We start from the raw sequence: 18,841 nt of genomic DNA on the forward strand, positions 1-18,841 counted from the left end.
CACAATGGCCCATATGACTTCTCCCGCGCTGACCGTCGGCTTCGACCTCGACATGACCCTGATCGACTCCCGGCCCGGCATCCACGCGACCTATGTGGCGCTGGCCGATCGGACCGGGACGTACATCGACGCCGACCTCGCGGTCACGCGGCTCGGGCCGCCGCTCACGGAGGAACTGGTCCACTGGTTCCCGGCCGAGCGGATCGCGCCCATGGCCGACCTTTACCGCTCGATGTACCCGTCGTACGCCATCACCGGCACGCTCGCCATGCCCGGCGCCCGGGAGGCGATCACGGCGGTGCGGGAGGCGGGGGGACAGGCGATCGTCGTCACCGCCAAGCACGAGCCGAACGCCAAGCTGCACCTGGACCACCTGCGCATCGACGCGGACGCGGTCATCGGCGACCTGTGGGCCGAGCAGAAGGCGGAGGCCCTGCGCGCGCACGGCGCGGCCGTGTACGTCGGCGACCATGTGGGGGACGTCCGGGGCGCGCGGACCGCCGGTGCCCTGTCCGTCGCCGTGGCCACCGGCCCGTGCGCCGCGGAGGAACTGCACGCCGCGGGCGCGGACGTCGTCCTGGACGACCTGTCCGCGTTCCCCGGCTGGCTGACCGCCTACCGCGCGGCGCGCGCCTGACGCCGCTGCGCCGCGATCGACCGCAGCACACCCGCGCCGGCGACGAGGAAGCCGACGCCCATCAGCATGCTGAGGCCGAACATGTACGTCGGAAAAGGCTTCGTACCGAGGAAGAGCGGGGCCACGGTGACGAGAGTGGCCACGGCGCCGATGAAGAAGACCACGGCACCGGCGCGGATCAGTCCGTCACCGGGCCCGGCGGAATTCGTTTGGGTTTTGTCACGCACCGGACCAGGGTAGTTCCCAGCGCGAAGGAACAACCGGGTGACGTCTTGTCACCGGCCCGAAGACCATTAGCCTTGGTACCGGCGGGTCGCGGTCAGCCCGCTTAGCCCATTTTCCAGCAGTTTTCCGACGAAGACGAGGACGAGGACAGACGTGCCTACCGGCAAGGTCAAGTGGTTCAATACTGAGAAGGGCTTCGGCTTTCTCTCCCGTGACGACGGCGGTGACGTCTTCGTCCATTCCTCGGTTCTCCCCGCCGGAGTCGATTCGCTCAAGCCGGGACAGCGCGTGGAGTTCGGGGTGGTCGCCGGCCAGCGCGGTGACCAGGCGCTCTCGGTCGTCATCCTCGACCCGACCCCCTCGGTCGCCGCCGCGCAGCGCAAGAAGCCGGACGAGCTTGCCTCCATCGTGCAGGACCTGACGACCCTTCTCGAGAACATCACGCCGATGCTGGAGAAGGGCCGTTATCCCGAGAAGGCCTCCGGCAAGAAGATCGCCGGCCTGCTGCGGGCGGTCGCCGACCAGTTGGACGTCTGAACCGTCAGGGGAATTCGAGTGCCTCCGGGCCGAGGGGCGGCAGCAGCCCCTCGGCCGCCGCGCGTGTGAGCAGCCCGCGGACCGCCGCGTAACCGTCCTCGCCGAGGCCCGACGTGAACTCGTTGACGTACAGCCCGATGTGCTGGTCCGCGACGGCCGGGTCCATCTCCTGGGCGTGCTCCATGACGTAGGGGCGGGAGGCCTCGGGGTCGTCCCAGGCGGCGTGCACCGACGCGCGCACCGACTCGGCGAGCCGTGTCAGCGTCTCCTCGCCCAGCGACCGCTTGGCGATGATCGCGCCCAGCGGGATCGGCAGCCCGGTCGTGCTCTCCCAGTGCTCGCCCATGTCGGCGAGCTTGTGCAGCCCGTAGTTCTGGTACGTGAAGCGCGCCTCGTGGATGACGAGTCCCGCGTCGACCTTCCCGTCCCGCACGGCCGGCATGATCTCGTGGAACGGCATGACCACGATCTCGCCCACGCCGCCCGGCACCGTGTCCGCGGCCCACAGCCGGAACAGCAGATAGGCGGTCGACTTCTCGCTGGGCACCGCGACCGTGCGGCCGGTGAGATCGGCGTCCGCCTCCCGCGTGAGCACCAGCGGCCCGCAGCCCCGGCCCAGCGCGCCGCCGCACGGCAGCAGCGCGTACTCGTCGAGGACGTAAGGCAGCACCGCGTACGACACCTTCAGCACGTCGAACTCACCGCGCTCGGCCATGCCGTTGGTGATGTCGATGTCGGCGAACGTCACGTCCAGCGCGGGCGCGCCGGGGACGCGGCCGTGGGCGAGGGCCTCGAAGACGAAGGTGTCGTTCGGGCAGGGGGAATACGCGATCCTCAGGGGCTCAGTCGTCATGTGGGTTCCAACTCTCCAGTACGGGCGCGAGCTTCCCGAAGCCCTCGGTGAGGGCCGCGAGGGCGTCGCCGATGCGCCAGGCCGCGCGGTCGCGCGGGCCGACGGGATTGGACACGGCGCGGATCTCCAGGACCGGCACACCGTGCGCGCCGGCCGCCTCGGCCACCCCGAAGCCCTCCATGGCCTCGGCGAGGGCACGCGGGTGGCGGTCGCGCAGCGCGTCGGCGCGGGTGGCGGTCCCCGTCACGGTGGACACGGTCAGTACGGCCCCGGCGCGCGCCCCGGTGGCCGCGGACGCGGCTCGTACGAGTGATTCCGGCGGACGGTGACTGACGGCCCCGAAGCCCAGCTCGGTGACCGGGAGGAAGCCGTCGGCGGTCTCGGCGCCCAGATCGGCCGCGGTGATCTCGTCGGCGACGACGAGCGATCCGACGGGCGCGCCCGGCCGGAAACCACCGGCGATCCCGGCGGAGACGACGAGGCCGTAAGGGGCTCCGGCCAGGGCCGCGGCGGTGAGGGCGGCGGCGGTGGAGGCGGCGGCGAGGGCGGGGCCGACACCGGCGGCGAGGAGGTCGTACCCGCTGCTGTCGACGCGGTGGAGCGTCACCCCAGGCAGCCGTACCTCTTTCGTCGTGCCGGGGAACGCCCGGGCCACCGCGTCCCGCTCTGCGGGGACCGCGGTGGCCACCAGGACATGCGGAGCGGACGTGATCAGGCGTCCTTCTTCAGCTTGAAGGACCACAGGCCCTTGACCGTCTTGTCGCCCTCCTTGATGGAGACCGTGGTCGTGTTGCCCTGCGCGCCGTACTGCGCGTTGAAGAACACGCTGCCCGGGATCGTGCGGTACGTCTTCGTGCTGGAGTCGGTGAGCGGCTGACCGTTCAGCAGGATCGTCCAGGAGCTGTCCGCGATGGACGGGTCGACGCCGAAGCGGACGGTCTCGTCCGGGTCGACCTTGATCGACTTGATGTCGGTGTTCTTGAGGCACTCGGCGAGGGCGGCCGTGTCCAGGGCGTTGCCGTCGTTGTAGCAACTGGCTTCGGAGCTGACCGAACTCGTACCGACCGTGATCGTCGCGGTCGGGGTCGGCTTTTCGCAGGCCGACAGGACGAGCAGTCCGGCGGAAACGGCGCCGGCGGCGGCGACGGCGCGGCGGCGTCGCGGAGCGGATTGCATGGTCATGGCCGAAGGCTATCGGGCGCCTGGCACAGACTCCCCACGTGGGGTGCGGCGTGCCCGGTTCGTTACGCCACTCGCGGTCCCGGCCTGCCCCCGTGGCGTGCCGAGGCCAGCAGTCCGCGCAGGGTGGTCAGCCAGCCGGTGGCCACGATCGCGGCGGCCACCGACAGGCCGAGCGTGCCGTTGAGCGGCATCACGATGCCGACCGCGCCGCCGAACACCCATGCCATCTGCAGCAGCGTCTCCGAGCGTGCGAACGCCGAGGTGCGCACCAGTTCCGGCACGTCCCGCTGGATCAGCGCGTCCAGCGACAGCTTGGCCAGCGCCTGCGCGAACCCGGCGACCGCGGCCAGACCCGCCACCAGGAACGCGCTGAAGAACATCGCCGCGACGATGGTCGTGCCCAGCGCCACCGCGACCACGGTCACGATGATGATCTCGGGCGCCCGTGACCTGAGCCAGGCCCCGACCGCCGTACCGAGCGCGTTGCCCGCGCCCGCCGAGACGCCGACGATCCCCAGTGACACGGCCGCGCTCTCGCCGGTCAGCGGGTGCTCGCGCAGCAGGAAGGCGAGGAAGAAGATCAGGAAGCCGGACAGACAGCGCAGACAGGCGTTGGCGCCGAGGGCGTGCGTGACGGCCGTACCGACCGTGCGCAGCGCCGGACGCTTCAGCTGCTTGAGGCGCGGGCCGTGCAGATGCTCCTCGTCGGCGGCCAGCAGGGCGGTGCCCTCGCCCTTGGCGGAGTCGACCTTCGGCGGCAGGGAGAACGACAGGAACGTACCCGCGACGAAGATCACGAAGGCGCCGTAGAGCGGCCAGGGCGCGCCGATCGCGTGCAGCCCCGCGGCGACGGGCGCGGCGACGCCGGTGGCCAGCAGCCCGGCGAGGGTCACCCGGGAGTTCGCCTTCACCAGGGAGAACCGGGGCGGCAGCAAGCGAGGCACGACGGCGCTCCGTACGACCCCGTACGCCTTCGACGCCACCAGAACACCGAGCGCGGCCGGATAGAGCTCCAGACTCCCGCTGGCCACGGCCCCCGAGATGATCAGCGCGAGCAGGGCGCGGGCGAGCATCGCGCCGGCCATCGCGGCGCGGCGGCCGTGCGGCAGACGGTCGAGGAGCGGGCCGATCACGGGCGCCAGGACCGTGAACGGGGCCATGGTGATGGCGAGATACAGCGCGACCCGGCCACGGGCCTCGTCCGTCGGGACCGAGAAGAAGACGGTGGAGGCGAGGGCGACGGTGACCATGACGTCCCCGGCGCCGTTCACGGCGTGCAGCTCGATCAGCTTGCCGAGGCCCGACTCGCCGGCGCCGTGCGCGTGCGTGGCCTTGCGGATGCCGCGGGCGGTACCGGTGAAGGGGGAGTGCAGGGCACGCCCGACCGCGCGGACGGCACCACCCACTCGGCCCGCACCGCCACCTCGACTGCTCCCCCTGACCCCACCGACCCCGGCGGCGCCCTGGGACGACCTCGCGGCTGCCACGACGTTCATAGTGCCCTGAGAAAGCTGTTCGTAGAGCACTTTGGGGCCGAGCCAGTCGGGTGGCCGGACGGGAAACGACGCCGCGCAGCGGCGAAAGGACCGTCGGTGTAGGCCGAGCGCCGGTGAACAGGTAGCGTGCATATCCCAGCCATCCCGCAGAATGGATGGAGAGGTACGCCCCCCGTGCGAACGGGTGCGAACGTCGATGCGGTCCAAGGGTCCGCTCCGTCCGCCCCACCGCCCAAGGCACGCGTATCCGTGAGACGGCGTAGGAGAGAAGCGATACCTGTGAGCGCAGCGACAACGCGAAGCCGCACCCCCGACCGCCTGTGCGCCGAGGCGATCGACCTCGCCCGCGCCGCAGCCGAGGAGGCCGCCGCGCCCGGTGTGGTCGGCGAGCACTCCGGACTGGTCTCCGAGGGCGACCGCGTTGTCACGCACTACTTCGAGTGCAAGGAGCTCGGGTACCGCGGCTGGCGCTGGGCCGTGACGGTCGCCCGCGCCTCCCGCGCCAAGGTGGTCACGCTGGACGAGGTCGTCCTGCTCCCCGGCCCGGACGCGCTGCTCGCGCCGGAGTGGGTGCCGTGGAGCGAGCGCCTGCGCCCCGGCGACATGGGCCCGGGCGACCTGCTGCCCACCGAGGCCGAGGACCTGCGCCTGGAGCCCGGCTACTCCGGCGACGACGTTCCCGCCCCCAACTCCCCGGTGTCGGAGGACATGGCGGAACTGGTCGAGGCGGAGGACGCGGAGGTCACCGCGGGACCCCCGGCCGCGCTGCCGTCCGCACCCACCCGGGGCTCGATCGCCGCGGTGGCCGAGGAACTGGGCATGCGCCGCGCCCGGGTCCTGTCCCGGTACGGCCTGCATGTCGCCGCCGACCGCTGGGAGGACGCGTTCGGCCACAAGACGCCGATGGCCCAGGCGGCTCCTGCGGCCTGTGTGAGTTGCGGCTTCCTGCTCCCGCTGGGCGGCTCGCTCGGCCAGGCCTTCGGGGTGTGCGCGAACGAGTTCTCGCCGGCCGACGGCCGCGTGGTGTCGCTGTCGTACGGCTGCGGCGGCCACTCGGAGGCGGCGATCATGCCGAAGCCGCCCCAGCCGGCAGCGCCGGTGATCGACGAGACCCGGATCGACCCCTTCCCCCTGCGCCCGGCACCGGACTCTGGGTCGGTGACGGTCACGGGGGACGAGGAGACGGCGGAGCTCGGCCACTCGTAGCCGCGGCGGAAGCGTCCGTCCGAGCCCGCCCCGAGTTCGGTCGCGCACTCCTCGGGCACCGTCACGCCTCGGGCGACGAACTGCCTGGCACCGTCCCCGTCGCTGAGTTCGAGGCTCAGGCATGCCAGGACGGTCAAGGCTACTTTCCGGTGCCCACCGGGTCCACCGTGATCTGCTGTCCCGAGCCGTCGGTGACCGGGACGTTGATCCTCACCGGCAGGGTGTGGGAGTGGGTCTCGTCGGGCGGGGTCACCACGAGGCTGGTGAATGTCACGCCCGTGCCGCCCGAGCTGTTCGGCGGGTAGTGCAGGGTGAAGCGGGTCTCCTCGCCGGGCTTGACGCCGACGCTCGGCGGGGTGAGGGCGCTGCGGGCCGCGCTCACGGTGCCGTCCTTGCTCTGCAGGTCGGCACCGGGGAAGCCCTTGAGCGTGCAGACGGCCGACCCGGTGTTCTCGAGGTTCACGATGAGCGTCCCCTCGCCCATCCCGGGGGAGGTGCTGAAGGCCAGCTGGGACGTCTGGCAGGCACCGCCACCGGAAGCCTGGGAGGCGGAGCCCTCGGAGTCGGGCGCCCGGGAGCCGGACGCCTGGGAGCCGGACGCCTGGGAGTTGGAGCCCTGCGCCGTGGAGGTCCGGACCGGGGACGGGGAGTCCTTCACGGCGCCCGAGGCGTCGTTCCCGCCGTTCCCGTCGCACGCGGTGAGCGAAAGGCCCGCGACGACGGCGATGGCGAGGAGGGAGAGATTCTGAACGCGCATGGGACCCCTTCGGAGTTGCCGACCGCCCGGTCCGAGCGGGTCGTGCTGATCACTGGCTGACACTGACCAACGAGACAACCGTGCTGCGGGCTTCGTTCCGTCCCGCCGCGGGCCAATACACGCCCGGTACACGTAAGACACGGCTGTTACGAGCGACCCTCGCCCCGGCCCCGCCCGCCCGCGGCCGCATGCCGCAGCCGAGCCCGCCAGGAGGTACCTTCGTCCTCACGTCGACGAGGAGAGGGAACGTGAGCAAGTTCGTGCGGCCGGCACCCGAGGGTGCCGATCCCTTCGGCACGGCCCGGCTCCGCCGTGGCGTCCTCGACGCCTGGGCCACCAGCCCCGCCCGCTTCCGCGAGGACGCCAACGCCGAGGAGGACCTGGTCCTCGGCGGCTACCGCGACCGCCTCGTCGTGGAGCTCGCCCAGAACGCCGCCGACGCCGCCGCCCGCGCCCGTACGCCCGGTCGTCTGAGGCTCACCCTCCGCGACGGCGTCCTGTTCGCGGCCAACACCGGCGCCCCGCTGGACGCGGCCGGTGTCGAGTCCCTCGCCACCCTGCGCGCCTCCGCGAAGCGGGACGCCGAGGACGGCCAGGACGCCCACGGCACCGTCGGCCGCTTCGGGGTCGGCTTCGCCGCCGTACTCTCGGTCACGGACGAACCCGCGGTCGTCGGCCGGCACGGCGGTGTCCGCTGGTCCCTCGCCGAGGCCCGCCAGCTGGCCGAGGACACCGCCACCCGCAGCCCCGGCCTGGGCGACGAGATCCGCCGCCGCGACGGACACGTACCGCTCCTGCGCCTCCCGTTCGCCGCCGAGGGCACCGCCCCCGACCCGTACGACACGGTCGTCATCCTCCCGCTGCGCGACACCGCCGCCACCGACCTCGCCGAACGCCTCCTCGACAGCGTCGACGACGCCCTCCTCCTCGCCCTGCCCGGCCTGGAAGAGGTCGTGATCGAGACCGACGGAGTGCGGACCCTCCGGCGCCACACGGACGGAGGCATCACCGTCGTCGAGGACTCGCGCGACGGCACCACCCGCTGGCGTACCGCCTCCGTGCACGGCCCGCTCACCCCCGACCTCCTCGCCGACCGGCCCGTGGAGGAGCGGCTGCGGCCCCACTGGTCGGTCACCTGGGCCGTGCCCGTCGACCAGGAGCAGCGGCCGGCACCGCCCCGCACCGCCCCCGTCGTGCACGCGCCCACCCCCAGCGACGAGCCCCTCGGTGTGCCCGCCCTGCTCATCGCCTCGTTCCCGTTGGACACCACCCGGCGGCACGCCGCGCCCGGTCCGCTCACCGACTTCCTGGTGCAGCGGGCGGCCGACGCATACGCCGAACTCCTCGCCGGCTGGCGGCCGGTGACCGACGGCGTGATCGGTCTCGTGCCCGGTCCGCTCGGCAAGGGCGAGCTGGACGGGGCGTTGCGCCAGGCGATCCTCGACCGGCTGCCGCGCACCGCGTTCCTGCCCCCGGCCGCCGAGCCCGGGGCGGACGGCGCCGACGATCTGCCCGAGGCGCTGCGCCCGCGGGACGCCGAGGTCGTCGAGGGCGCGGGCCGCGACACCGTGCGCGTCCTCGCCGAGGTGCTGCCCACCCTGCTGCCCGCCGGTCTGGAGCGCCGCGTCGAGCTGCGCACCCTGGGCGTCGCCCGCCTCCCGCTCGCGGACGCGATCGACCGGCTGGCCGGACTGGAGAAGGACCCGGACTGGTGGTACCGGCTCTACGACAGCCTCGCCGGGGTCGACCCCGACCGGCTCTCCGGACTGCCTGTGCCGCTTGCCGGGGGTACCTCACAGGCTTTCGGCTCCGGGGGAGGACGTACGACCATCGGGCCTCGCCAGGTCCTCCTGCCCACCTCGGACACCTCTCGCATCGCCCCGGAGGTCCTCGCCCGGCTCGGTCTCAAGGTCGCCCACCCCGACGCCGCCCATCCGCTCCTGGAGAAGCTGGGCGCCCTGCCCGCGACCCCGCGGGCCGTGCTCACCACCCCGCAGGTGCGCGCCGCCGTCGCTGCCTCCCTCGACGACGAGGGCGCGGTGGCCTGGGAGGAAGACGCCCTGGGCGCCGAGGAGTTGGCCGACACCGTGCTCGCCCTGGTGCGCGACGCGGGCCTCGAACCCGGCGACGAACCCTGGCTCGGCGCGCTCGCCCTGCCCGACGAGGACGGCGAACTCGCCCCCGCCGGTGAGCTCGTCTTCCCCGGCAGCCCCTTCGCCCAGGTCATCCGGGAGGGAGAACTTGCCGCCGTGGAAGCCGAGTTGGCCGCGAAGTGGGGCGAGCAGCCGCTGGCCGCCTGCGGTGTCCTCGCCGACTTCGCCCTGGTCCGCGCCACGGACGTCGTCCTCGACCCCGACGAACTGGAGCCGCGCGAAGGCGACTTCGCCGAACCCGACGACGCGGGTCTGCTCGACGCGGTGGACGTGTGGTGCGAGGACATCCTCGACCGCTTCCCGGACAGCCCCGTCCCGCCGGTGGCGACCGAACTCGTCGCCGTGCGCGACCTCGACCTCGTCGACGACGACCACTGGCTGCAGGCCCTCGCCCTGCTCGCCCGCCCGCCCCTGCGCGACGCGCTCACCCAGCCCGTGCGGATCCTGCTCCCGGACGGCACCCACGAGGTCGTACGGCCGTACACCGCCTGGTGGTTGCGCGGGCACCCGGTGCTCGACGGCCGGCGCCCGGCGGGTCTGCTGGCGGCGGGCGGCGACCCGCTCCTGCGCGGCCTGTACGACGAGGCCGACGCCACCGGATTCGACGACGAACAGGTGCTGCGCGCCCTCGGTGTGCGCACCTCGGTGGCCGCGCTGCTCGGCGAACCGGGCGGCGCCGCCGAACTCCTCGACCGTCTGGCGGACTCGGAGCGCCCGGTCGGGCCCGCGCAACTCCACGGTCTGTACGGTGCGTTGGCCGACCTCGATCCCGAGCAGGTGACCCTGCCCGACGAGCTGCGGGCCGTCGTCGACGGGCGGGTCGAGGTGGTCGACGCGGCGGACGCGGTCGTCGTCGACTCGCCCGACCTGCTGCCCTTCACCTCGGGCGTCCCCCTCCTGCCGGTACGGCCGTCGCGAGCCGCCGAGTTGGCCGAGCTGTTCCAGGTCCGGCGACTGAGCGAGTCGGTCACGGGGTCGGTGGACTCCGAGGGCACCGAGCACGACGTACCCGACTCGGTGCGGGTCCTGCTCGGCCCGCGCACCCCGGACACCTACGTCGAGCACGAGGAACTCGTCGTCGACGGCGTCGAGATCGACTGGCGCCTGACGGCGGACGGCGTCCTGCACGCGGCCACCCTCGAGGGCGTCGCCGCGGGTCTCGCCTGGGCGGCCGGCCAGTGGCCCCGCCGCTTCGAGGTGGCCGCTCTCCTGGAGGACCCGTCCCGCACGGAGGAACTGGCCCGCGACCGCTGGTTCGACTGAGCCGCCGGCGCGGCCGATCCGACTCGGCCGGGCCCACGACCGCCCCGGTGCGGAGACCTTCCGTACCGGGACGGTTTCCTCACCCGTAACCTGGATGGCGCGCACATGAATTCTTCAACTTCCCTACAACGATCGCCACTTGCCGCGGATCTGATCACCTGAGTCAACAGACTCCACGATCACGTGGGCCTCGGAGGCGGCGAGCCGTAGCGAACGTCCGTCCCGGGCCCCACTCTCCACAGGGGAACGCATGCGCATACGTGCCACCGTGGCCGCCGTCTCCGGCGCCCTGGCCCTCTCCGCCTTCGTCGTGCCGGCCGCACACGCCGGCAACGGAACCGCGTTCGACCACGACGACCTCGTGAAGGCCGCGCAGGCCGCGCACCACGGCGCCGGCAAGTCCGCGTTCAGCACGTCCGCCGCCGCCGACACCGGCGTGCCCTACGCGCTGGACCTCTCTTTCTCCAACGTAAAGATCAACAACGGTAAGTCGATCAACGGTGGCACCACCACCCACACGACGGTCCCCGTGACCTACACCGTCACGCACGCCGAGGGCATCGACGTCAACGCGCCCGACTTCATGATGGACGTCGAGATCTACCGCGGCACGTACGACAACCCGGTCAACGTCCTTTTCGGCGACGCCTGGCCGACCTGCACCGTGGTCTCCGCGACCCAGGACAGCTGCAAGGGCACCATCGACGTCTACGCGGACATCGAGCTGACCAACTCGGACGCGACCAAGTGGAAGGCCATCGGGTACGCGATCGACTGGAACGACCAGGACCCGAACTCCGACAACATCGACTGGAACAAGGTCGGTTACGTCGACCAGGACGGGGTGGCCACCGCCAGCCTCAAGCGCCTGACCAAGGCTACGGCCGACGGCTCGCCGGAGCCCGTGGTGAAGGGCAGGACCATCACGATCAAGGGCAAGCTGACCCTGGCCAACTGGAACGACCACAAGTACCACGGGTACGCCGGCCAGAGCGTGCAACTGCAGTTCCGCAAGAAGGGATCCACCACCTACAGCTCGGTGAAGGGGATCAAGTCGGACTCCGCGGGCAACCTGAGGACCACGGTCACCGCGTCGGTCGACGGCCACTACCGCTTCTACTTCCCGGGTGCCTCGTACAGCGCCCAGGTCACCGCCACGGGTGACTACGTCGGCGTGAAGTAAGCGGCACGCGAGGCCGTTTCGGCCTCTGTTACGGCCCCGGAGTGGCCGGGGCCGTAACACTCTCTCTGCATTCGGTCATGAGAATGCAATGAAGGATCAAAATCTGCCGCCGTGCCCCCTCGCTCGTACAACCAGTCCCCCGGGTCGGGGATCTGATCACCCGAGTCAACAGGCTCCACGATCACGTGGGCCTCGGCGCCGGGGAGCCGTATCGATCGACACCGGCGCCGGGCCCCACTCTCCGACTGGGGAACGCATGCGCATTCCTGCCACCGTGGCCGCCGTCTCGGGCGCCCTGGCCCTGTCCGCCTTCGCCGTGCCGGCCGCGCAGGCGGACGACGCCGCCTCCTACAAGACGGACGCCGCGACGATCTTCCAGGCCGCGCACTCCGTGTCCGGAAAGACCGCGTTCAGCACCGCCGCGGACGCCGAGGACACTCCGTACGCCATGAACGTCACCTTCTCCAACGTCAAGATCGCCAAGGCGGTCAAGGTCGGCACCACCAACCACGTCTCCACCACGGTCACCTACACGCTGACCCACGACGCGAGCGTCGACATCACGGCCGCCGACTTCCTCACCGGCCCGTACATCTACCGGGGCTCCTACGACCTCCCGGACAACATGCTGCTCGGCGACCTGCCCGCCACTTGCAAGGTGACCTCGAGCACCACCGCCGGCTGCACGGGCAAGATCGACGTCTACCCCGCCGAAGGCGAGCTCTGGAACTCGGACGCCGGTACCTGGAAGGCTGGGGCGCTGGCCATCGCGTACAACGGCCAGGACCCGACCAGTGACGCCTTCGACATCACCAAGGTCGGTTACGCCGACCAGGGCGGCCTCGGCAGCACGCTGGTGCAGCGCTACTCGAAGCTGACGGTCAACGCCTCGCCGGAGCCCGTGAAGAAGGGCGCGACCGTCACCGTCACCGGCAAGCTGTCGCGGGCCAACTGGGAGGACAACAAGTACCACGGGTACACCAACCAGCCGGTGAAGCTCCAGTTCCGCAAGAAGGGCTCCAGCACCTACACCACGCTGAAGACCATCAAGTCGAACTCGACGGGCAACCTGAAGACCACGACGAAGGCGACCGTCGACGGCTACTACCGCTACTCCTTCGCGGGCACCACGACCACCCCGGCGGTCAGCGCCGCGGGTGACTACGTCGACGTGAAGTAACAGCGCCCAGGGGTTCCGGCCCTGGCCACGGCCCCGGGGAGACCCGGGGCCGTCGCGTTTTCTCCGTGTTCGGTCATGAGAGCGCAAGCCATGGTCATGGGCATGTAATCCATGATCAAAATCTGCTGTCGCATCCCCTCACCCGTACAACCAGTCCCCCCGGTCGCGGATCTGATCGCGTGAGTCAACAGACTCCACGATCGGCTCGGGCCCCAGGCCCCTCTTTCTCCACCAGGGGAACTCCATGCGCATTCGCGCCACCGTGGCCGCCGTCTCCGGCGCCCTCGCCCTCTCGGCCTTCGCCGTCCCGGCCGCGCACGCCGCCACGCCCGCGGCACCGGCCGTCACCTTCTCCAATATGAAGGTCAACAGCGGCAAGGCGGCCACCGTCGGAGCCACGACCACCGTGAAGCTCCCGGTCACGTACACCGTGACCCACGCCTCCGGGCTGGACCTCAGCACCATCGAGAACGGCCCGCTGATCTACCGGGGCACCTCGCCGCAGGACTACTCCACGGAGATCATCAGCGACGACCAGGGCACCTGCACCGCCGCGTCCACGACCACGCTGAACTGCAAGGCCACCATCTCCGTCCCCGCCTCCGAGCTGTACAACTCGGACGCCGGCACCTGGAAGGCGGGCGGTCTCGCCGTCGACACCAAGACCGGCGGCCAGAAGTGGCAGGGCGACCTGGGCACCATCGCCATCCGCCGCCAGGCCAAGCTCACCGCCGACGCGACTCCGGAGCCGGTGAAGAAGGGCAAGACGATCACCGTCACCGGCAAGCTGACCCGGGCCGACTGGGAGAGCGGGAAGTACGTCGCCCTCGGCGGCCAGTCGGTCAAGCTCCAGTTCCGCAAGAACGGCACGACCACCTACACGACCATCAAGACGATCAAGTCGTCCTCCACGGGCGCCCTGAAGACGACGGTCACCGCGTCCGTCGACGGCTACTACCGCTACAGCTTCGCGGGCATCGCCACGACGTCAACGGTGAGCGCGACGGGCGACTTCGTGGACGTGCAGTAGTCGGTCCTGCGCGCCTGAGAAGCTGTTGTCCTTCCGGACTTGAGGGATGCGTTTCCGCTGGTCGGGCGTAGGGTCGGAGGTTCCGTGGGAGTAGTGGCCTGTCGTGCTGTCGCTCCCGGGAGGTTGTGGATGCCGTCGGTGGTCGGGCTGCTGGAACAGCGTGAGCCGGGTGCTCGCCGTCGCGTGGACGAGCTGCGGGAGGAAGCTGACGGCATCCAGGCCGAGTTGGCCGTGGCCGAGCGGGAACGGAAGGAGTGGGCCATCGCCCGCTCGCGGGTGGGCGAGGTGCCGGTCCCGGCGGGCGGTACCGGGCAGGACCACGACCGGACCGTGCCGGCCGCTCAGGAGCCGACCGGGAAGACGTCGCGGGTGCCGGATGCGGCGAAGGCGAAGTCGCAGGTGCCGCTGTACCGCGAGGGGCTGGCCTGGTCGGTGCTGTCGGTGGACCACCGGCGCAGACGGCGGGCGGCGGCCAACCCGACCGCGTGCCGCTACCCCTGTACATGTCGGGCGGTTCGCACCGGGACTCCCGGAGGGGGACAAGGCGACGGCGTCGGCCCTTCCCCGAGCGCTTCGGAGAAGGGCCGACGCCGATGGGCTGGTCAGCGCGCCGTGTAGCCGCCGTCGATCGGCAGGTTGACGCCCGTCACCCAGTCCGCTTCGTCCGAAGCCAGGTAAAGGACCCCGTAGGCGACATCGATCGGACGACCCAGGCGACGCAGAGACTGGTTTCCCGTCATGTACTCCTCGTAGGCCGACAGACCACCGGGGAACTCAGCCGCGATGCCCTCGACCAGCGGGGTCAGGACCGTGCTCGGGTGCACCGAGTTCACGCGAATGTTGTATTTGCCGTAGCTGGCAGCGTCCTGCTTGGTCTGCATCGAGACCGCGCCCTTGGCAACGTGGTACGCCGTGAACTCGTCGTTCCCGATCATCCCGTAGATGGATGAGTAGTTGACGATGCTGCCCTTGCCCCGCTCGATCATGTGCGGGATGGCGTGCTTGGTGCAGAAGAAGACGCCCTTCACGTCGACAGCGAACAGAGCGTCCCACTCGGCCTCGGTGAGCTCGTGGGTCGGCTTGTCGACGCCAATGATGCCGGCGCAGTTGACGAGGATGTCGAGACCACCGAACTCCTCTGCTGCTGCGTCGATCACCGACTTCGCCTCGGCCTCCCGGGCGACATTCAGGCTCCAGAACTCCGCGGTCCCGCCGGCCGCACGGATCCCCGCCACGACCTCCTTGCCCTTGACCTCGTCCAGGTCGGTGACCGCGACCTTGGCGCCCTCGACCGCGAACAGCTCTGCGGTCGCTCGGCCCATGCCCATTGCGGCCCCGGTGATCAGGGCGACCTTGTTCTCCAGACGTCCCATGACGATTCCCTTTCCGTCGCGTTTGGTGGGCCTGTACAGCCAGTGGTGTGACTCGGGTGGTGTGAGCGTTTGCGGCCCTGCCCGGTGGGGTCGAGGCTCATGACGGCCGCTGGTGCTGTGACCGGAAAGGTTCACCGGCTCGCGACGCCCGGCAAACCTTCCCGGCCACAGCACTAGACGGACTTGAGCGCCGCTGCCTGGAGTGCCCGCGGGCCCGGACGGCCCGGCAGCCTGGTGTTGACGCTCTCGATGGCGTTGGTGGAGCACACGGCGCGGCATATCGCGCTGTCGAACTCCAGGAACTGCACGAACTCGGCGCAGCTGATGGTCGAGATCGTCTGCTTGGACACACCGGCCCTGTAGACCTCCGCGAGGTGTGCGGAGATGTCGCTGTGGGTCATCCCACGCGCGGACAGGGACAGAGCCATCTCATCGATCCCGGACGGTCTGCGCTGCTGCTTGTTGACGACCTGCGGCTCGAACGCGCCCGGCCGGTCCCTCGGGACGCCGACCTCGACCGGGCCGACGTCGGCCAGCACGGTCTTGGACCGGACACCGGTGCGGGAGTTCCCGCTCCTGGCACCGGCCGGGCCGTGCTTCTCATGGCCGAGGTGGTCGGTGATCTCGCCCTCCAGGGCGGGCTGCAAGACCTTCTTCGTCAACTGCTGCAGCAGCCCGCCCTCATCGGTCAGCCGCAGCCGGCCAGCCCGGGCCCGGTCGGCCAGCTGTCCGATCAACTGATCGTCCAGCAGATCCGCGGGCACCTCGGCCGGGCGAGCATCCTCGACATCCTCGGCCATGACAGTCACGTCGACACCGTTGACCGTGCAGGTCCCGTTCGGTTCTCAGGCCTTGGCCGACTGGTTGGCCAGGAAGGAGTGGTAGCCGTCGGCCTCAGCTGCACGGCAGAACTGCTGATACACCTGTCCGCCGCCCATGTAGACCTGGAACTCCTCAGGCTTACCGGGGAGGTTGTCGCCCAGGAACCACGCCTTGGCCTTCTTGCCCTCGGAGTACATGACGGTGGCCTTGCCGGCCCGCTCGGTCTCCTCCATCCACCAGGTCTCCGACTCGGGGGTGGCCTCGAGGAACGGCACGTCGTTCTCACGCGCCCACGCGATGGCCCTCTGAAGCCACTGGGCACCGAGCTGGATCGGGACCGGCAGGTTCGAGTACGGCGTCTGCGGGCCGAGGGACATGAAGAAGTTCGGGAACCCGTTGGCGTTGATGCCGAGGTTCGACTTCAGGCCGTCGGCGAGCCACTTCTCGCGCAGCGTGCGGCCACCGCGACCCACGATGTCGATGTTGGTCAGGGTCCCGGTCATGGCGTCGAAGCCAGTGGCGAAGATCAGCACGTCGAGCTCGTACTCGGTGTCGCCGACCACCACGCCGCGCTCGGAGATCCGGCTGATCGACTGCGAGGCGACGTCGACGAGGTGCACGTTCGGCTTGTTGAACGCCGCGTAGTAGCTGTGGCCGGTCGGGACACGCTTGCCGTTGAACGAGTAGGTGGTCGGCGAGAGAAGGTCGGCGACGGCCTGGTCGTCAACGATCTCGTGGATCTTCTTGCGGATGAACTCCGAGGCGAGCTCGCTGGCCTCATGGCTGGTGGCCAGATCGTTGAAGCACTCGTTGGCGAAGTGGAATCCGCCCTCGGTCCACTTGCTCTCGAAGATCCGGTCGCGCTCCTCTGCGGAAACCTCGAGGGCGCTGTGCTCGGCCGGCTCCATCGCGACGCCGAAGGGGTGGTTCGCCGCCTTCTCGTAGATCTCGTCGTAGTGGTCGCGCAGGTAGGCCATGTCCTGCTCGGTCACCGGGTCGTTCGTGGTCTCGACGATGAAGTTCGGCGTGCGCTGGAAGACATGGAAGTCACCGGCGACCTTGGCGATCTCAGGCACCATCTGGATGCCGGAGGCACCCAGCCCGATGAGGCCGACCCGCTTGCCGGTCAGGTCCACGCCGCCGCGGGGCCACATCGAGGAGTGGTACTTCTCGCCCTTGAACGTGTCAATGCCGTCGATGGCAGGGAAGATCGCCTGCGAGAGGACGCCCATGCCGGAGACGAGGTAGGTCGTGGTCAGGGTGCTGCCGTCGCCGAGGTGGACGGTCCACGTGTTCGCGCCCTCGTCGTAGACGGCCTTGTTCACGCGGGTGGACAGGCGGATGTCCTTGCGCAGGTCGAGCCGGTCGGCGACGAAGTTGAGGTACTTCAGGACCTCCGCGCCGGCCGGGTACCGCTCGCTCCAGCCCCACTCGTCGCGGACCTCCTTGGAGAAGGAGAAGGAGTAGTAGCTGTACTCGCTGTCGGTGCGGACGCCGGGGTAGCGGTTGACCCACCAGGTGCCGCCGATGCCGTCCTCGCCGTCGACCACGAGGGTCGAAAGACCGATCTCGCGCAGGTGGTGGAGCATCGCCAGGCCGGAGAAGCCGGCGCCGATGACGATTGCGTCGTAGTCGGGCTTGCTGGTCATGTGTGTGTCGGTCCTTTCACCGAGTGATGACAGAGGGGCACTTCTGGGGGAGCGCGCAGGAGGAAACGCGGACAAGCCGCGGTCAGGGGTCGGGCCAGGGCGCCGGTAGGTCCTGGTCAGGACCGGTACCAGGCGGCCATGGAGGCGATCTCCTCGTCGGCGCGCGCGAGGCGCCCGGCCTGGAACGGGAAGACGTGCTGCATGCCCTTGCCGATGGAGAACGTCACGTCGACGCCGGCGTTCTTGGCCAGGTCGACCAGGCGCTCAGAGTCTTCGAAGAGAGATTCGGTGTCGGCTGCGCAGACGTAGAGCCGCGGGAACCCCTCATAGGTGGCGTAGAGCGGGTTGACGTACGGGTCCGTCGGGTCCGCGCCCCCGGAGAGGTACCGGCCGATGTTCCCGGCGAGGCCTTCGCGAGTGATCAGGAAGTCCGTGTCGTTGTTGGTCTCGATCGTGGCACCGGTGTTCTCCATGTTCAGCCACGGCGACATCGTCAGGACACGTCCGGGCAACGGGCGGCCGTCGCGACGCAGCGTGAGTGTCATCGCGACCGCGAGGTTCCCGCCGGCGCTGTCGCCGACGAAGCACACGTCGTCTGCCTTGATGCCCTGGTCCAGGAGGGCCTGGTAGACAGCGAGGCCGTCCTCGATCTGCGCCGGGAACGGGAACTCCGGCGCGAGCCGGAAGTCGAGAACGAACGCATGGGTTCCGCAGGCCTTGGCCAGGTGCCCGGCGAGCTTGCGGTGGCTGGCGGAGGACCCGAGCGCGAACCCTCCGCCGTGCATGACCACCATCACCTGAGAGGGATCCGCGTCGACCGGAGTCACGAGGACGCCCGGTACGCCACCGATGGTGGTCGTGGCGTAGGTGACCCCTTCGGGCTCAGTGGTCGCTCGCTGCCAGTCCTCGAAGACCCAGCGCATCAGCTGGAGCGACATCTCCGGGTTGGCCTCGAACTCCACGCTCCACTCGGCGTAGATCTTCCCAAGATGGCATGAAGGACGGGGAAGGGGCATCGGTGCTCCTCAACGTCAGGGTTGGTGGTGCTGGCTGTTCGTCGGGCCGACAGACGGCTGACCCGGCCAGTCGAGGATCACCACGCCCAGGCGTCGAAGCTGGACGCTGTCACAAAATGAGGCACCGCCGTCTCAGGGTGACTCGCGCCATACGGTCCTGCTCGCGACAGCCTTCTGCCGGGCCCTCACCGAGCCCGTTTCCATCACCCAGGCGTTCACATCACTCCGGTCACGCCGGCGATCCCGCTCTCGGAGTCGGACCAGGTACCGCGCTCTCCG

17 protein-coding genes and 1 pseudogene are annotated in these 18,841 nt (G+C 70.3%); 8 read left to right on the forward strand and 10 right to left on the reverse strand.

Features of this window, described 5'->3' with window-relative positions:
• Window positions 1-4 precede the first annotated feature (4 nt).
• A complete protein-coding gene (locus tag IEZ19_RS23885) occupies window positions 5-637 on the forward strand; it encodes an HAD family hydrolase (protein ID WP_189313324.1) in 633 nt (210 codons plus the stop codon).
• On the opposite strand, the gene IEZ19_RS23890 is transcribed toward IEZ19_RS23885, so the two are convergent.
• Window positions 616-864, reverse strand: coding sequence for a hypothetical protein (locus tag IEZ19_RS23890; RefSeq protein WP_189313325.1), 249 nt, complete (start codon window positions 862-864; stop codon window positions 616-618). The genes IEZ19_RS23885 and IEZ19_RS23890 overlap by 22 nt on opposite strands.
• A 151-nt stretch (window positions 865-1,015) precedes the next feature.
• Here IEZ19_RS23890 and IEZ19_RS53115 point away from each other — a divergent pair, with 151 nt between their 5' ends.
• Window positions 1,016-1,399 (forward strand): cold-shock protein, encoded by a 384-nt coding sequence (locus tag IEZ19_RS53115; RefSeq protein WP_189313326.1) that lies wholly within the window; start codon window positions 1,016-1,018, stop codon window positions 1,397-1,399.
• Window positions 1,400-1,403: 4 nt separating this feature from the next.
• Here the strand turns inward: IEZ19_RS53115 and IEZ19_RS23900 are convergent, their stop codons facing one another.
• The 4 genes from IEZ19_RS23900 to IEZ19_RS23915 all read right to left on the reverse strand — a co-directional run bounded on the left by IEZ19_RS23900 (window position 1,404) and on the right by IEZ19_RS23915 (window position 4,921).
• On the reverse strand, window positions 1,404-2,252 hold the full coding sequence (locus IEZ19_RS23900; RefSeq protein WP_189313327.1) for a 1,4-dihydroxy-6-naphtoate synthase: 849 nt from the start codon (window positions 2,250-2,252) through the stop codon (window positions 1,404-1,406).
• Window positions 2,242-2,940 carry a futalosine hydrolase gene (locus IEZ19_RS23905; RefSeq protein ID WP_189313328.1) on the reverse strand — a complete coding sequence of 233 codons (699 nt, stop codon included), beginning with the start codon at window positions 2,938-2,940 and terminating at the stop codon, window positions 2,242-2,244. The genes IEZ19_RS23900 and IEZ19_RS23905 overlap by 11 nt, the downstream gene beginning before the upstream one ends.
• A 23-nt stretch (window positions 2,941-2,963) precedes the next feature.
• Window positions 2,964-3,434 carry a DUF2771 domain-containing protein gene (locus tag IEZ19_RS23910; protein WP_189313329.1) on the reverse strand — a complete coding sequence of 157 codons (471 nt, stop codon included), beginning with the start codon at window positions 3,432-3,434 and terminating at the stop codon, window positions 2,964-2,966.
• Between the two features lie 62 nt (window positions 3,435-3,496).
• Window positions 3,497-4,921, reverse strand: coding sequence for an MFS transporter (locus tag IEZ19_RS23915; RefSeq protein ID WP_189313330.1), 1,425 nt, complete (start codon window positions 4,919-4,921; stop codon window positions 3,497-3,499).
• Between the two features lie 288 nt (window positions 4,922-5,209).
• Between IEZ19_RS23915 and IEZ19_RS23920 the strand changes: the two genes are divergently transcribed.
• Window positions 5,210-6,136 (forward strand): DUF3027 domain-containing protein, encoded by a 927-nt coding sequence (locus IEZ19_RS23920; protein WP_189313331.1) that lies wholly within the window; start codon window positions 5,210-5,212, stop codon window positions 6,134-6,136.
• Between the two features lie 139 nt (window positions 6,137-6,275).
• Here IEZ19_RS23920 and IEZ19_RS23925 read toward each other — a convergent pair whose 3' ends face one another.
• Complete coding sequence (locus IEZ19_RS23925; protein ID WP_189313332.1) at window positions 6,276-6,893, reverse strand: DUF4232 domain-containing protein; 618 nt, start codon at window positions 6,891-6,893, stop codon at window positions 6,276-6,278.
• Between the two features lie 248 nt (window positions 6,894-7,141).
• Here IEZ19_RS23925 and IEZ19_RS23930 point away from each other — a divergent pair, with 248 nt between their 5' ends.
• From IEZ19_RS23930 to IEZ19_RS23950, 5 genes are all read left to right on the forward strand, one after another.
• On the forward strand, window positions 7,142-10,309 hold the full coding sequence (locus IEZ19_RS23930) for a sacsin N-terminal ATP-binding-like domain-containing protein (protein WP_189313333.1): 3,168 nt from the start codon (window positions 7,142-7,144) through the stop codon (window positions 10,307-10,309).
• A 250-nt stretch (window positions 10,310-10,559) separates the two neighbouring features.
• Entirely contained in the window at window positions 10,560-11,492 is a 933-nt protein-coding gene (locus IEZ19_RS23935) for a hypothetical protein (RefSeq protein WP_189313334.1), read from the forward strand.
• A 256-nt stretch (window positions 11,493-11,748) separates the two neighbouring features.
• Window positions 11,749-12,672: a hypothetical protein gene (locus tag IEZ19_RS23940; protein ID WP_189313335.1), complete on the forward strand. Its 924-nt coding sequence runs from the start codon at window positions 11,749-11,751 to the stop codon at window positions 12,670-12,672.
• 244 nt (window positions 12,673-12,916) lie between these two features.
• The gene (locus tag IEZ19_RS23945) at window positions 12,917-13,702 is read left to right on the forward strand and encodes a hypothetical protein (protein ID WP_189313336.1); all 786 of its coding nucleotides are present in this window, start codon (window positions 12,917-12,919) and stop codon (window positions 13,700-13,702) included.
• 129 nt (window positions 13,703-13,831) lie between these two features.
• The gene (locus IEZ19_RS23950) at window positions 13,832-14,320 is read left to right on the forward strand and encodes a hypothetical protein (RefSeq protein ID WP_229840666.1); all 489 of its coding nucleotides are present in this window, start codon (window positions 13,832-13,834) and stop codon (window positions 14,318-14,320) included.
• Here the strand turns inward: IEZ19_RS23950 and IEZ19_RS23955 are convergent.
• From IEZ19_RS23955 to IEZ19_RS23970, 4 genes and pseudogenes are all read right to left on the reverse strand, one after another.
• Window positions 14,305-15,075, reverse strand: a complete 771-nt coding sequence (locus tag IEZ19_RS23955; protein WP_189313337.1) for an SDR family NAD(P)-dependent oxidoreductase — start codon at window positions 15,073-15,075, stop codon at window positions 14,305-14,307. The genes IEZ19_RS23950 and IEZ19_RS23955 overlap by 16 nt on opposite strands.
• 320 nt (window positions 15,076-15,395) lie before the next feature.
• A pseudogene (locus IEZ19_RS23960) lies at window positions 15,396-15,875 on the reverse strand (transposase); the annotation flags it as partial.
• Between the two features lie 45 nt (window positions 15,876-15,920).
• Window positions 15,921-17,546, reverse strand: coding sequence for a flavin-containing monooxygenase (locus IEZ19_RS23965; RefSeq protein ID WP_189313338.1), 1,626 nt, complete (start codon window positions 17,544-17,546; stop codon window positions 15,921-15,923).
• 116 nt (window positions 17,547-17,662) lie between these two features.
• Window positions 17,663-18,562 carry an alpha/beta hydrolase gene (locus IEZ19_RS23970; protein WP_189313339.1) on the reverse strand — a complete coding sequence of 300 codons (900 nt, stop codon included), beginning with the start codon at window positions 18,560-18,562 and terminating at the stop codon, window positions 17,663-17,665.
• Window positions 18,563-18,841: the final 279 nt, after the last annotated feature.

The organism is Streptomyces brasiliensis, from assembly GCF_014647875.1.
In the GTDB taxonomy this organism is placed as follows: domain Bacteria; phylum Actinomycetota; class Actinomycetes; order Streptomycetales; family Streptomycetaceae; genus Streptomyces; species Streptomyces brasiliensis.